This window comes from Paenibacillus agaridevorans, assembly GCF_018604145.1.
GTDB lineage: Bacteria > Bacillota > Bacilli > Paenibacillales > Paenibacillaceae > Pristimantibacillus > Pristimantibacillus agaridevorans.
On record NZ_CP075889.1, the window covers coordinates 8,403,527 to 8,418,624 of the forward strand.

Below are 15,098 nucleotides of genomic sequence, written 5' to 3' on the forward strand. Positions count from 1 at the left end.
GAATTCGGGTCTTTTTTGACGTATGGAGTTTGCTAATCCTTTCTCTAGTTCATTGCCTATTCAATCTCCGGTATTGAGCCGGCGTCATTCCGTGCACTTTTTTGAAGATCGAATAGAACGTGTTAAGCGACGAAAAGCCGAAGTTATGGATGATCTGCTCGATTGGCGCGTCGGAGGCAATCAATTCCCGACAAATGCAATCGAGGCGTTTCTCCGATATGGTATCCGTAATCGATTGGTTCGTTTCCATTTTATATAAACCGCGAAAATAGTTTACGGATAGACCCAAATGATCGGCCAACATTGTGGCGGACAAGTTCGGATCGGTTAAGTGCATTTCAATAAACTTGTGGGCCTGCTCGACCAAGGCAACGTTTTTGGACAGACCGCGGGCAGCCGCAATATCTTCCAGGGTCCTACTTGTAAGTGCTTCAATCCAAGGCGCCACGTTCTCCATCGTTTCCAGTTGCGTGATCTGGTTTTCAATCGAAGTTAGCCCCCATGAGCTGGAGAGCGGCTGACCAGCGTGTTCCTGCATAAGCCGGCGGATGTTCATGAACAAGTTAATCAACGACATCTTACTTTCAAAGTAGGGCAGTTCCCGCATCCTGGATACCGCCGAGCGTATCGTCTCCAAAACGGTATCCGCGTTTCCCTTGGAAAGGGCCTGGGCCATTTGCCGCTCTTTGTCCACGGGCAGGTGATACAATTCTCCGGGCGCGTCGGCCAACCATGCTTTCACTATGATCGCGCCATGGCCGAATTGAAACCGTTCCTGCGTCAGCTCATACGTTTCCATATAAATCTCATGCATGTCGGTCAAGCCAGGCAGCATCCTGCCCCAAGCGACCGTCGTGCCGATGGACAAATACTGCCGGATCAACTGCTGGGATACTTGCAGCTTCTTCGCAAATTCATCGGACAATGGCGCCGATAAGACAACCGCCACGTGATCGTTCCCCATGTCCACCGTTTGCAGCCTGTGCCTGGACGATTGCAGCGACTCTTGAATAATATTGGACATGGCAAATCGGAGCAGACGCCGGTCCTTCTCCGGATAGGTATCCGAAAACGCCGAGAAACGGTCGATTCGGAAGATCGCCACCGACAACTGATCCTCCGGCAGATCAATGCCCCATTCTTGGCATTGCGAGCGTATTTCCTCTATGGAATGGTAGATTCCCCCCAGAAAATCGCGTAAAAACCGCTCCCTGCCCAAGATTTTATGATGCCGAGTTTGCTCGGTCAGTACATGAATCTGATTGCGTTGAGCTGTAAAAACATTGGATAAGTAGTCAAGCTCATTCGCGCTATACCCTTCGTCTTCTTTCTCGGCTTGGTGCTGCCGCATTACTCTGCTAATCAGCTCCTGAATCGGGGAGTACACCCGTTTGGAAATAAGCACGATAACGGTCAAGGATGCCAGAAACAAAACGAGAAACAAGATAAGGCTTGTGTTGCGAAGAACGGCGATTTTTCCCAAAATGGCCGATTTCGGTATTGTCTCGATAAAGGTCCAGTCCTGAATGCCTTTAATGGAAGAGCTCGCGTAAACCATTAGCTGCTCTTCCTGCTTGCGGGGCTGAAACAGCTTCCAGCCGCTGGCTCCTTTATTTTCATGGTTCCTGAGCTCCGCCACTTGTTCCCTATTCAAAGGAATGCTGCTATACACCGTCTCGTCCCTATCATTCAGAACCGTGATCGACCTGTTCGCATAATTCGAATTGCTTTGAAGCAAGGTCATCAAGTCATGTGTGTCCACGTTCAGAACAAATGCCGAGATGGAACTTCCTTTTTCGTAAAATCGGACGATGGTCATGACTTCTTTGGACTCTTGCCCTGAAAGCGGAGAGGACAAGGTTCTTGGAATGAGCACGCTGTGGTCCGCCGTATTCGGATCTCGCAAACGCTCGATAATATCCTGATCGTAAAAAGACTCGGCGTCGTTGAGTCCAAGCCTGGAATCCACTATGGAATTCGTGTAATCGTTGATCAGATAGACGGAATGGATAGACGGGTTAGCGTTCTTGATGTCTGTTAGACGGCTCCATACCTCGTACGTTTCCAAATCGCTGTATCGATCCGAAAGGGCATATACCTTGAGAACGCTATCATTGCTGGAAGAAAAGCTGAACTCGAGCGACCACTCCATCAGTCGCGCCGTGTTGCGCGCGCCGTTCGCCAACAGGGATTCGGAATGATCGCCGATCTCTTCGAGAAGCGTCTTGGAGGACTGCCAATTAAGCAGCGCAAAGGATACGGCCAGAACGAGAACGTTCGCGCTGACAAAATAAAAAATAAGCTTCATATAAGTAGGATGCCGCTTCAGCGAAGCGAGAAGCGGAAGTGAAAGCTTCATGCTCTAAAACCCCCGTTATTGTAACTATCGAGTCTATAAATTTGCAGACTCATTATAGCATAACGAGTCTTCCCGCCCGCGAAATCGGTAATTTCGGTAATTGTGTTATTTTTGGGAAGGTCGTAAATCCGCGTTTTCAGGATAAATTGGTGCTTGCCGGAATTGCCGCGGCGTCGAACGCCGAGTAAGGTAACGGTATAGATAACGGGACAACGATGCCATTGCCCGTATCCAATGAAAGGAGGGGAGTAAAACGATGTCGTATCCGCTTAGCGCAAGGAAACCGTCCAAACTGAAGCACATCGCTCAAAATCCTTTTCTTTACGGGATGGCCGTGCCGGGGCTGCTGTTCTTTCTCGTATTCAGTTATTTTCCCATATACGGGGTCATGATCGCCTTCAAGGATTACAATTACGCCAAAGGCATTACGGGTAGCGAATGGGTTGGTTTTAGAAACTTCGAGTACTTCTTTACTTCGGATGACTTCTGGGTCATTCTGCGCAACACGCTGACGTTGAACATGCTGTTCATTGTGTTCACTACGGTGGCGGCGGTATTGATCGCGCTGATGTTTAACGAAATTCGCAACAAGTATTTCAAACGAATCTCGCAGTCTCTTATTTTTCTTCCTTATTTTATGTCCTGGATTGTGGTAGGCATGATTGTCCAATCCTTATTCGGCGGAGAAGAGCCGATGGTGAACACATGGCTGCAAAGCATGGGATTACAGCCATTTAACTGGATGTTCGAGTCGAAGGTTTGGCCGTACATTTTGACCGTCATTCGCGTGTGGCAGGGAGCGGGTTATCTATCCATCATTTTTCTGGCCGCCATTACCGGCATATCCGAGGATTTGTACGAGGCCGCCCGAATCGACGGAGCATCCAAGCCGCAGATCGTGCTGCGCATTACGCTGCCGCTGCTCGTTCCGACGATCATGATCATGACCTTGCTGGCCGTGGGCAAAATTTTCAACGGGGATTTCGCCATGATTTATGCCATCATCGGGGACAATTCCATGCTGTATCCGACGACCGACGTCATTGATACGTTTGTATTCCGGTCCATGAGACAGCTGCGAGACTTCGGCATGTCTTCGGCCGTTGGTTTGTTCCAATCGGTCATGGGGCTGATTTTCGTCATTGCGGCCAACTGGATCACCCGAAGAGTGTCCAAAGAATCTGCTTTATTCTAGGGGAGTTTAACGATGAGACTGAAACAGAGTGCCGCGGATCGATCGCTAACGGTGTTTGCCTATACGTTTATTTTGTTGTTCACCCTCTTTTGTTTGTTCCCTTTTCTGCTGATGATCATCGGCTCTTTCACCGACGAAGGGGAATTGATCGCGAACGGCTATACCCTGTTCCCGCAGAAATTATCGCTCGCCGCGTACAAGGCGGTTTTGCAGTCCGATGTCCTGTTCAACGGTTACTCGGTTACCATTTTTATTACGGTCGTAGGCGCATTAAGCGCATTGTGCATTTCCGCCATGCTTGGTTATTCGCTTGCCAACAAACGGAATGTCCTGAAGACGCCTTTTCTCCTGTTTTGTTATTTGCCCATGCTTTTTTCCGGAGGCATCATTCCGTTCTATATTGTCGTCAGCCAATGGCTGGACTTGCAAAATACCGTCTGGGTGCTCATCCTGACGATGTTATGCCAGCCGTTCCTCGTCTTCCTGCTGGTCAGTTTCTTCCGAACGATTCCCGAAGAACTGGAGGAAGCCGCTAGAATAGACGGCGCGAATGAAATGAGGATTTTCTTTCAAATCATGATTCCGATTTCGAAGCCGATTCTGGCCTCCGTCGGGCTGTTCTATGCGCTGAATTACTGGAATGATTGGTTTATGGGGTTGATGTTCGTGGACAACGAGAAGCTGTTCCCGCTGCAATTGATCCTGCGCCGGATGGTATCCAATATGGAAGCCGCCAAAAATCTCATTCCTTCCGGCGTGGCCATTGCCGTGACGCCGCCGACTTATGGCGTGCGGATGGCGACGACCGTACTGACGATCGGCCCGATCGTGCTGTTGTATCCGATGCTTCAGAAGTATTTCGTCAAAGGTTTGACCGTAGGCGCCGTCAAAGGGTAGGCGCGATATTCCGGCATTAACCGGATTAACCGGTTAATCATAAATAGGCTTTTCAAGTACACAGGGGAGGGTAACAAAATGAGAGTAAAGAAAATGTTCGGCGCGGCGACGACGGCGGTATTGGTTTCGTCGCTTGTGATGGCGGGTTGCGCAAGCAATGCGGAGACTGGCGGCAATGAAGGGAAGGCTCCGGCGAATACGGGGAGCGCGGCGCCAGCGCCGAAGGAAACGGTGACGTTGAAGGCTTATTTCCCGGGGGATAAACCGGCGGGCTTCGACGATGTGCTGAAAGCGGTCAATGACAAATTGAAGGCGGACAACGTCGGAGCGGCCCTGAATGTCAATTTCCTGCCATGGACCGACTATGGCAATGCCGTATCCGTGAAGATGTCCGCCGGGGAAGACTTCGACATGTATTTGGATGCCCCGTGGTTGTCCATGAACCAGATGATCGCCAGCAATTCTTTGGTGCAGCTGGATGACATGGTCGGCCAGCGTCCGGAGCTGCAAGCATCCATTCCCGAAGAGATGTGGGAGTACAACAAATTCGACGGCAAAATTATGGGAATCCCGCTTGGCACTACGCAAGGGCAGTTATACGGCCTGCTGATCCGCAAAGATTTGCGCGAGAAATACGGTCTTCCGGAGCTGAAAACGCTCGGCGATCTGGAAACCTTTTTGTACAAAGTCAAAGAACAGGAACAAGACGTCAAGCCTTTTGTCATTAACGGCATCAAAGCCGACAAACTGCCATTCATTCTGAGCGATTCCGCCAATATGGCGCTTGATGAGGTGCTTGAAATCGGCGTCAACATGTTCGCCTATTCCACCAAGGACAAGAAAGTGGTCGGCCAATGGGAAAGCCCGATGATCGCCGACGCTTACGAGCGCGTCACCAGGTACTACCAGGACGGCATCCTTTCCAAAAATATCGCGCAGGAGCAAAATGCGGAGACGCTGTTCAAGCAAGGCAAGTATGCGGCTACCTATTACGCAGCCGATGGGGTGGAAGGACTGAAGTATTCGGAAATGCTGCAAGACGGCAGCGACAAGCTGGAGGTGTTCATTCCGAACGGCGATCAGGCTAAGCCGTATACCGCTTTCCAGCAATGGAATTTCCTTTGCATTCCGGCTTCCTCCAAAAATCCCGAGCTGGCGATGGACGTAGCCAACTGGCTGTCGATTAAGGAAAATCACGATTTGATGGAATACGGGATTCAAGGCAAGGACTGGGAGCCTGTCGGAGAAACAAGCTACAAGGTGCTGTCGAGCTACACATTCCCAGGCTACGTGCTGACCTGGCGTCCGACGCTTAACCGCACGCCGGACACGATGGCGGCCGATGACAAGAAATGGTTCGACTTCTCGACCGACCCGGCCAACTTCACGCTTAGCCCAACGGCCGGCTTTAACTTCAATGCGGAAAAGGTGAAGACGGAATACGCCAAAATTACGCCGCTTCACGATTCAATATTCCTGCCGCTGAACCAAGGTTTGTTGGCTGCCGAAGAAGGCAAGAAGACGCTGGGAGAGAAGATGGCCAGCCTCGGCGGACAAAAAGTGATCGATGAAATTCAGGCGCAAATCGACGCGGTTGTAGCAGGTAAATAACGGCACCCATGAAAGAGGTTTTGGTTATGAACATCATACGCAGCGCGCAAAATCCCATTATACGAGCCTGGGACGTTGCGCCTTCCCGTCCCGACTTTACAGTGCTGGGCGCGTTTAATGCGGGCGTCGCGCAGCTGGGGGACGAAACGATCCTGCTGCTGCGCGTAGCGGAAGCGCCGGTATCGGACGGCGCCGACGAGGTGCTCGTTCCACGGTTGAATGATGCCGGCACCGCCGTACTTGTAGAACGTTACGATAAGGCCGATTCGCGCTATGATTTCTCCGATTCGCGCTTCATCGTGCAATACGGACGCACGGTCATGCTGACTTCCTTGTCCCATCTCCGGGTGGCGCGCAGCAAGGACGGCATTCGATTCGAAGTTGAACCGCAGCCCGCTTTGTTTCCGGAGCACGCTCTGGAGGCTTGGGGGATCGAAGATCCGCGCGTGACGCAAATCGGGGACGTCTACTACATCACGTATAGCGCCGCGTCTGCGCATGGCGTCGGCGTCGGCTTGGCGGAGACTCGGGACTTTCGAGCGTTCAAACGCCGCGGGATGATGCTGGCTCCCGAAAATAAGGATGTCATGTTATTCCCGGAAAAAATAAACGGCAAATACTACGCCTTGCATCGTCCGGTACCGAAGGCGTTCGGCGCTCCCGAGATGTGGATTGCCGAGTCGCCCGATCTCGATCATTGGGGGAACCATCGTTTCCTGATGGGGTTAAGCGCGCAAGGCTGGGATTCGGCCCGCATGGGCGGCGGCGCGATCCCGATCCGAACCGATCGCGGCTGGCTCGCCCTGTACCACGGAGCGGACGCCGATCATCGTTATTGCATGGGCGCCGCGTTGCTTGACCTGGAGGATCCCGGGAAGGTCATCGCGAGATCCCGCGTTCCGGTATTGGAGCCGGAAGCGGCGTACGAGGTGAACGGATTTTTCGGCAAGGTCGTCTTCTCCTGCGGGGCCTTGCTGCTGGATGGGACGGTACGCATGTATTACGGTGCGGCTGATGAAGTCATGGCCGTGGCGGACATTCCGTTGGAGACGATATTCAATACGTTTTCGTAATGATTTCTTGCGCAAGGTTGAAGGCAGTTCTAGCTGCCTTCTCCCGTTCGAAATAAAAGTAAGCGTTACCAAAGGGTTTTAAGGACGGATGGACAAAGGAGCGGATTCATATGGCACGTCGGAGGCAAAGGAAGGCAAGGCGGGTATGTCTTGCTGTTCAAGGAGGGAATGTGCATGAGTAAACGCTGGAGTAGACTGTTGAAATCGTTGTTGGCATTGATTTTGTTGGCTGGAACGTGGAGCGGCATTCCGCTGGGCGAGCTTCATGCTGCAGAACGCGGCACGCTCAGCATGGATCAGACGGTTGTAGAGCGGGGGCAGCCGCTAACCATTCACTATACTGGCGCACAGGGCAGCAAGGATTGGATCGGCATTTATCGCGTTGGCGAAACGCCGAAAAAAGGGACTAACGCATGGAAGTGGGAATATGTCGCCGACATGCCCGCCGGCACGGTCATGCTGACGGATGACAGCGATGGGCGAAAGGAGTACCCAAAACTGGCGGATTTGGCCACGGGCCAGTATTACATCGCCTTTTTGCTGAATGACGGGTATACGGAGCATGCCGACCGCTTCGCTTTCACAATTGTGGATAAAGTCGTCCCAGGGCCCGATCCGGATAAGGAGCTCTCGGTCATGAGCTTTAATCTCTGGGCGGGAGATGCCATCAAAAAGGCCGGAAAGGATAAAGTCATCGAGTTTCTGGCCGACGTCATCCGGACGTCGGGCGCGGATGTGGTAGGCATTCAGGAATCCAAGGATGAGATCGTGACGCAAGCGGCTGCAACGTTAGGCTACCACGTCAACATCAAGGCCGGTACAAGCACAAGCCTTCTAAGCAAATACCCGATCCTCGATGTCGATACGGATAAAGATTATTACCTGATAGAGGTCGAGCCGGGGAAGGCGGTAGCCATAGGCAATGTTCATTTAACGTCTTCCCCTTACGGCCCTTACAGCATTATGGACGGCAAGACGGCGGAGTCGGTCATGGCCGACGAACACCTGAAGCATATGGTCGAGATGCGCAATGCGTTCGGCAAGCTGCCCAAGCTTGCCGAGCAAGGCATGCCAGTCTTCCTGACGGGAGACTTCAACGTGCCGTCGCATCTGGATTGGACGGAGGCGAACAAAGACCGTTATTTCAATACGGTTATGGAATGGCCGGTGTCGAAGCGGCTGGAGCAATTGGGCATGGTCGACTCCTATCGGGCCATGCACCCTGACCCGGTCGCGACGCCGGGCATTACTTGGGCGGTCGAAGGCACCGAATGGAGAAAGCCGAAGGAAGTTTATGATCGGATCGACTATGTATATGCCGGAGGACCCGCAACCACGGTGGAAAGCAAGTTGGTCGGGGAGAAGGAAGTGTACGGCGGGCCGATCTCCTATGCGGATATCCAATTGGATGAGTATTTGTCCGATCATCGCGCTGTCGTCTCGACGTTTAGCGTGAAGCCGCGCGATATTGCTGACTTGCAGTTGCCGGCAGCTCCCGAGCCGGAATACGACGGTACGCTGAGCATGGAGCAGACGGTTGTGGAACGCGGGCAGCCGCTTGCGATCCGCTATACGGGCGCCCAAGGCGCCAAGGATTGGATAGGTATCTATCGTAAAGGCGAAACCCCCCAGAAAGGAACCAACGCCTGGAAATGGGGATACGTCGCGGACATGCCGGGAGGCACGATTACGTTAACGGATGAAAGCGAAGGACGGAAGGAATACCCCAAACTGTCGGATTTGGCGCCCGGCGATTATTACATCGCCTTCTTGCTGAATGACGGCTATACGGAAAACTCGGCTCGCTTCTCGTTCAAAATTGTCGACAAACCGGGCACGCCTCAAGAATTGGATGCCATCCGATTGATGAAAAAACGAGTCGTCGATTATTACATCTCCAGAGATATTATCAACGACGGCACGAACGGACGGGTGGAATGGACCTTTAAATCGCAGGCGGGCAAGTACTTGTCCGATCTGAACGCGAACGGAAGCTGGAGCGATATCGATTACGCAAGCACGCAGTCCAGCGCGAACGGCAGAGCCTGGTCGCCTTACCTTGCGCTGGATCGGTTGCAATCGATGGCGCAGGCGTTCGCCGACCCGGATGGTCCAAACTATCGTAACGAAGCGCTGTTGGCAGGTATTCAAAAGGCGCTGGACCATTGGTTCACGGTCAAGCCGACTTCAACCAACTGGTGGGAGACCGGCATCGGCAAGCAGCTTAGACTGGGCAAAATCGCTTTGCTGCTCGAAGGTTATTTGACGGCAGAGCAAGCCGCGAACATTATCGACACGATGGACAGCAAGCCGCATACGGTCGATGGAGCCAATTCGTCCTGGTACAATCAGAACTATATGTATCGCGGCCTATTGCTGGAGGATCCCGTAATCGTACGGAACGCGATAGAGGCGTTTAACGTGTTGTCCAACGTGACGACGACGGTAACGGGCATCCAGTCGGATATGTCTTTCTTCATGCATGGCAAAACGAATTATACGACGGGCTACGGAAGAAGCTTCGCCAGAGACATGTCGTTCTGGGCGTATGTTTCCTCGGGCACTATGTTCGCCTATAGCCCGGCGGCGATTGATTCGTTATCGTCCTACATGCTGGATGGAACCCGCTACCTTGTGAGAGGCGAAGTCGCCGATCTCGGAATGGGGATGAATGGACCCGATTGGCCGAGTTACGACAGCTGGGCTTTGACCTTCTATGAAGATCCGATTCAGTGGCTGCAGACTGCGAATCCGAAGCGGGCTTCGGAGTTTGCAAGCTTCCTGAACAATATCCGCAACGCCGGCACAAGCGCGAGTAACGGCTTGATCGCCAACAATACGACGCAATGGCAGACGCTTGTCTCCTCCCATATGCGGAACGACTATGGCATTACGGTCAAGATGGCTTCCAGCACTGTGAAAGGCGGGGAATGGCGAACGATTAATCCCGATGGATATAATCTGCTGCACTGGACGCCGCAAGGCGCCACGGCTATTCAACGAACCGGCGACGAATACAGAATGATTTATCCGCTTATGGATTGGACTCATGTTCCAGGTACGACGGCACCGAATTATTTGACAAAAGACGGGAACTACAACAATCCGAGAACGTTTGTGGGCGGAGTGACGGATGAGCGGTACGGCGCCACCGCATTTGATTTCTTCAAGCTCGGAACAAGCGGGAAGAAAGGCTACTTTTTCTTCGACGACGAAATGGTGGCGCTCGGAACGGCAATTGCTTCGACGAATGCCAATCCGGTTCACACGACATTAAACCAAGCGCTGGCGGTGGGAGATGTTATTGTAGATGGCAATGTCGTAACGGAAGGGACGCTGCCGGTCAGCGGTCGATGGGCCTATAACGATCAAATCGGCTATATCTTCCCGACGCAGACGGACTTTCAAGTGAAACTGGAGACGAAAACCGGAAGCTGGAGCGACGTTGTCACGGGAAGCTCGACGGCGCCGATCACGAAGCCGATTTTCTCCATGTGGCTCGATCATGGCGTGAAGCCGGCGGACGCTTCCTACCAATACATCGTATTGCCGAACAAAACTTCCGAACAGGTCGGCCAATATGCCAATGACAATCCGATCCGCATTCTATCCAATACGCCTGCGGTTCAGGCTGTTCGGCATCAGGAGTTAGGCATGGCGCAAATGTTGTTCTATCAACCCGGGACGGTGACGGTAAGAGACGGCCTGACGGTTACGGTGGATAAGCCGGCCATGGTCATCGTCGACGAATCCGCGTCCCCTGTCCGCATTTCCGTCGCCAATCCCGAAACGCCGGGTATTACGGTGAATGTGACGCTCGACCGCAACGGAGAAACATCCACGACAAGCTTCAAGCTTGGCAAAGATACGTTCACAGGCCGAAGCGTAACCTTGAATGAAGCGGCGTCCATCGACGATAGAGGATTCGATCTCGCTTACGATAAAGGCGCGACCGCTTCATCGAGCATAGGCAATCAGCACGCTTCCAACGCGACGGATATTTACAGAACCTCGCATTGGGCTTCAAACGATTCGGATGGGGAATGGATCTATGTTGATTTGCAAAAATCATATTCGGTCTATAAAGTCCGTCTGAATTGGGGAGAGGCGTACGGCAAAGCCTACAAGATCCAAGTCTCGAGCGATGCCGCGGCTTGGACGGACGTCTATGCGACTTCGATGGGCGACGGCGGTATCGACGATATCGCGTTCAAGCCGGCCGAAGCCAGATACGTTCGAATGCAGGGAATTCAGCAAGGGAACGGCAATGGCTATTCGCTTCATGAATTTATCGTATACGAAGCGGTTCCGCCCAATCTGGCGGAAGGCATGACGGTCGTGGCAAGCTCGACCAGGGCGGCGGACGTAGCGGCCGGCAATGCGGTCGACGGCTCGCTTAGCAGCCGCTGGGGGTCGAATTATTCCGATGCGCAGTGGATCTACGTCGATCTTGGCACAAGCAGATCGATCGAGAAGGTCGTGCTGCATTGGGAAGCCGCGTATGGGAAGGAATATCAGATCGATGTATCCGACAACGCGGCGGACTGGACGACCGTTCACAGCACCGCAACCGGAAGCGGAGGCGTCGAAGAGATTTCCTTCGAACCGGTGAATGCCAGATATGTGCGCATGTTAGGCATCAAACGAGGAAGCAATTACGGCTATTCGTTATGGGAATTCAAGGTGTACGGAGAGCTGGCCACCGTTCCGGACGCTCCTGCCGATGTGCAGGCCGTCGGTTATGACGGCTTCGCCGAAGTAAGCTTTGCGGCGCCGATCGACAACGGCGGAAGCGAAATTACAGGCTATACAGTAACGGCTTTGACGGATGGAGAACCCTTCGCGTCGGCGGAAGGGGAGGGAAGCCCCATTATCGTTCCCGGCTTGACCAACGGAGTTGCCTATACCTTCACCGTCGTCGCGACGAACGCGCAAGGCGCTTCGGCGGCATCCGAGCCGTCGAACGCAGTCGTTCCGTCGCCCGAAGGGCCGCTGGTCCCGGCAGCGCCGGCCCATCTGACAAGTATGGCGGGAGACAGACAAGTCCGGTTGAAGTGGGATGCTGCAGCGGATGCGGACAGCTATTCGGTCTATAGATATGAAGGCGCTTCGGCTCCGCTTGATCCGGAGCAGTGGGTCGTGGCTGCCCGCGATGTGACGGATTCGACCTATACGGCGACAGGCCTAGTCAATGGCGTAACCTATGCGTTTGCGGTGAAAGCCGTTAATGCGAAAGGCGAGAGCGATTTCTCCGCCGCGTCGATTGCGACGCCGAAGGCGCCGGTGCCGCCAACGACCGGTCCGATCGGAGACAACGGCGGCGATACTTCCGTCATTAAATCGACGAGCGGCTCGATTCTCATTCCGAAAGGAAGGGCAGGCGAGGTCAGCCTCGATAACGAAGTTATGCTTACGATAGGCGCAGGAGCGGCAGAGCAAGAGCTTCGAATCGAGATCGTGAAGCTGCTCGACACTACAAACCTTGCATTCGATAAGGAAACGCTCCTCAGCCATGTCTTCGAAATGACGAAAAACGTAACCGGCAACTTCAAGAAACCGATCGTCATCTCGATGAAGTTCGATCCGTCTCTCGCGGGAGACAACCAAAGAGTCGCGATCTTCTACTATGACGAAGAAAATAAAGAATGGATAGAAGTAGGCGGCGTCGTGACCGGCGACCGGATTACGGCAGAGGTGGATCACTTCACCAAATTCGCGGTTTTGGCCGTGGGCGAGAAGGAAGGCGAAAGCGGCGAACCGAATACGCCTGCGCCATCGTTCACGGATATTGCGAAACATTGGGCGAAGAGCGCCATCCTGAGCGCGGCGGGCAAACGTCTTGTCAGCGGCTATCCGGATGGAACCTTTAAGCCGGATGCAGCCATTACCCGCGCCGAATTTACGGTCATGCTGGCCAATGCGCTACAACTGGAAGGATCAAGCCCGGCGCCGGCATTTGCGGATGCGGCCCAAATCGGCGGATGGGCGAAGCAAGCCATCGCGAATGCCGTGGAAGCGGGCATTGTGGGCGGGTATGCGGACGGCAGCTTCCGGCCGAACGCGGTCATTACCCGTGCGGAAATGGCGGCAATGGTTGCTAGAGCGCTTAAATTGCCAACTGATTCAGACGCAACGACCGGATTCGCGGATCATAAGGACATCCCGAATTGGGCGAAAGGCGCGATTGAGGCGGTGCGCGAGCAGGGTATCATGAATGGCCGAGGCGGCAATAAGTTCGTTCCGAACGGTACTGCGACCCGGGCGGAAGCCGCGACGCTATTGGTGCGGATATTGGAGCTTGGCGCAAAACAATAAAATATAGCCGACAGCAGGCACAGCGTGGGGACATACAGGCCCCTCATGCTGTGCCTTTTCTTGCGTTCAAATGATGCTGGAAACGACGAATCGGACCCAAACAACGAATCTTCCAGGCGGACTGCCTTGGGTCTCACTGAACGTTTCTGCATGCAGGAACACGGTAGCCTTCAGCGAAGCTAGCAACGGGTTGTGCACGGCACGAATCCTTACAGGCCAATAGGATCTCCGAACACAATCGTAAAACGATACTGCACCGTAAAGGTGTTAGCTTGCCGACAAAAAAAGGGACCCGCTGCAACGGGCAGCGGGCCAAAGTAATTTATATTTTAAAAAGGGGGTCGAGTTCTATTATAGGCTCTTAACATTAAAGATGGATGAAAGAAATATTTCAATTGCGTTACAAATTACTGGCTTACATTTCCAAAAGAAAAGAAATCGGCGGATAGCCGTATGGATCATCAAATATTTGGATTGTGTGCTTCCTTCTTTAAGCTTAAATTGTAGATACGATTGAAAGGGCTTCGATATTTTAGCGGCTTACAATCGATTCCAGCTATAGAGGGAGGCTGCATCGTAATGATAATAAATGAAAAATCATACACAATTCGCCGAATGTGCGGGCAACGAGCAGACGTGTATGAAAAAACAAACACAATCCGCCGAATGTGCAGGCAACGAGGCAGACGTGTATGAAAAATCATACACAATCCGCCGAATGTGCGGGCAACGAGGCAGACGTATATGAAAAATCATACACAATTCGCCGAATGTGCGGGCAACGAGGCAGACGTGTATGAAAAATCATACACGCCAGCTCGTTCAACTGGTACCCAGCGTTAATACAGTTTAAGCGTACGCACGCCGCAAAAAGAAAAACCTTCCTGGCGGAAGGTTCATTCGAAATTGGAACCTGAAGTGTAAACGCATGTTGCGTGTGCTGCCTTTATTAAGCTTCGGATCTTTCGACGTACGATTTGAAGTTGTCCATAAACGCCTGCCAGCCTGCTTGCTGCATGTCTATCGGGTTGGTGTCCTCGGCGTCGAAAACTTCAACAACTTTCGTGCTATCCCCTTGCCCAGTGAACGTAATCGCGACTTTCCGCCCGTCGCCAAGTGTGTACGCGATAAATTCGTGTTCCCTTACTTCATCATAAACACCGGCGAAATCGAATCCGAAGCTGCCATCCTTGGCTTCCATCCTCGTGAGGAATTTGCCTCCAGCCTGCAAGTCGTTTTCTGCGTTAGGCGCATGCCATTCGTCGGACGCGAACGACCACTGCGTAATGTGCTGAGGCTCCGTCCAATACTTCCACACTTGCTGAACAGGCGCGTTAACCTCGACTTCTACGGTAATACTAGCTTTCTTGCCAGTTTCCATGAGTATGACCTGCCTCTCCATCATAAATAGGTCCTTTAAGCGCGTGGATACTTCATCCACCGACATAAGGCTTGTCCCGACGAAAGTTGCCTGCTTCACAAGTGGTAGGAACAATAATAAGATAATGGATGAGCAGTATGATGTCAACCTTCCGCGCGAGCCCCATAAGCTTTTTGCCAGATCCGCATAATGACGAGCAGCGAATCCTTCATCATTGCCTTAGCTGCTTCTTCCCCAGGGCAAGGTGAACCGGCTGCCGCCGTCTTT

At 52.8% G+C, this 15,098-nt stretch carries 7 protein-coding genes; 5 read left to right on the plus strand and 2 right to left on the minus strand.

Annotated features, from left to right (window positions below; genetic code table 11):
• Window positions 1-49 precede the first annotated feature (49 nt).
• A complete protein-coding gene (locus KJW29_RS33535; RefSeq protein WP_214627881.1) occupies window positions 50-2,359 on the minus strand; it encodes a helix-turn-helix domain-containing protein in 2,310 nt (769 codons plus the stop codon).
• Between the two features lie 256 nt (window positions 2,360-2,615).
• Between KJW29_RS33535 and KJW29_RS33540 the strand changes: the two genes are divergently transcribed.
• The 5 genes from KJW29_RS33540 (at window position 2,616) to KJW29_RS33560 (ending at window position 13,450) form a co-directional block, all read left to right on the plus strand.
• Window positions 2,616-3,554 carry an ABC transporter permease gene (locus KJW29_RS33540; RefSeq protein WP_214627882.1) on the plus strand — a complete coding sequence of 313 codons (939 nt, stop codon included), beginning with the start codon at window positions 2,616-2,618 and terminating at the stop codon, window positions 3,552-3,554.
• 12 nt (window positions 3,555-3,566) lie between these two features.
• Window positions 3,567-4,451 (plus strand): carbohydrate ABC transporter permease, encoded by an 885-nt coding sequence (locus KJW29_RS33545; protein WP_214627883.1) that lies wholly within the window; start codon window positions 3,567-3,569, stop codon window positions 4,449-4,451.
• A gap of 78 nt (window positions 4,452-4,529) precedes the next feature.
• Window positions 4,530-6,062, plus strand: coding sequence for a DUF3502 domain-containing protein (locus KJW29_RS33550; protein WP_214627884.1), 1,533 nt, complete (start codon window positions 4,530-4,532; stop codon window positions 6,060-6,062).
• Window positions 6,063-6,088: 26 nt separating this feature from the next.
• The gene (locus KJW29_RS33555; protein WP_214627885.1) at window positions 6,089-7,135 is read left to right on the plus strand and encodes a glycoside hydrolase family 130 protein; all 1,047 of its coding nucleotides are present in this window, start codon (window positions 6,089-6,091) and stop codon (window positions 7,133-7,135) included.
• A gap of 174 nt (window positions 7,136-7,309) precedes the next feature.
• Window positions 7,310-13,450, plus strand: coding sequence for a polysaccharide lyase family 8 super-sandwich domain-containing protein (locus tag KJW29_RS33560; RefSeq protein WP_214627886.1), 6,141 nt, complete (start codon window positions 7,310-7,312; stop codon window positions 13,448-13,450).
• A 949-nt stretch (window positions 13,451-14,399) separates the two neighbouring features.
• Here the strand turns inward: KJW29_RS33560 and KJW29_RS33565 are convergent.
• On the minus strand, window positions 14,400-14,831 hold the full coding sequence (locus tag KJW29_RS33565) for an SRPBCC family protein (RefSeq protein ID WP_214627887.1): 432 nt from the start codon (window positions 14,829-14,831) through the stop codon (window positions 14,400-14,402).
• Between the last annotated feature and the right edge of the window lie 267 nt (window positions 14,832-15,098).

Excerpts from the sequence above, each read along its gene's own strand:
- KJW29_RS33535 (WP_214627881.1), bottom strand. The coding sequence starts at position 2,359 with ATGAAGCTTTCACTTCCGCTTCTCGCTTCGCTGAAGCGGCATCCTACT.
- KJW29_RS33540 (WP_214627882.1), top strand. The coding sequence starts at position 2,616 with ATGTCGTATCCGCTTAGCGCAAGGAAACCGTCCAAACTGAAGCACATC.
- KJW29_RS33545 (WP_214627883.1), top strand. The coding sequence starts at position 3,567 with ATGAGACTGAAACAGAGTGCCGCGGATCGATCGCTAACGGTGTTTGCC.
- KJW29_RS33550 (WP_214627884.1), top strand. The coding sequence starts at position 4,530 with ATGAGAGTAAAGAAAATGTTCGGCGCGGCGACGACGGCGGTATTGGTT.
- KJW29_RS33555 (WP_214627885.1), top strand. The coding sequence starts at position 6,089 with ATGAACATCATACGCAGCGCGCAAAATCCCATTATACGAGCCTGGGAC.
- KJW29_RS33560 (WP_214627886.1), top strand. The coding sequence starts at position 7,310 with ATGAGTAAACGCTGGAGTAGACTGTTGAAATCGTTGTTGGCATTGATT.
- KJW29_RS33565 (WP_214627887.1), bottom strand. The coding sequence starts at position 14,831 with ATGGAAACTGGCAAGAAAGCTAGTATTACCGTAGAAGTCGAGGTTAAC.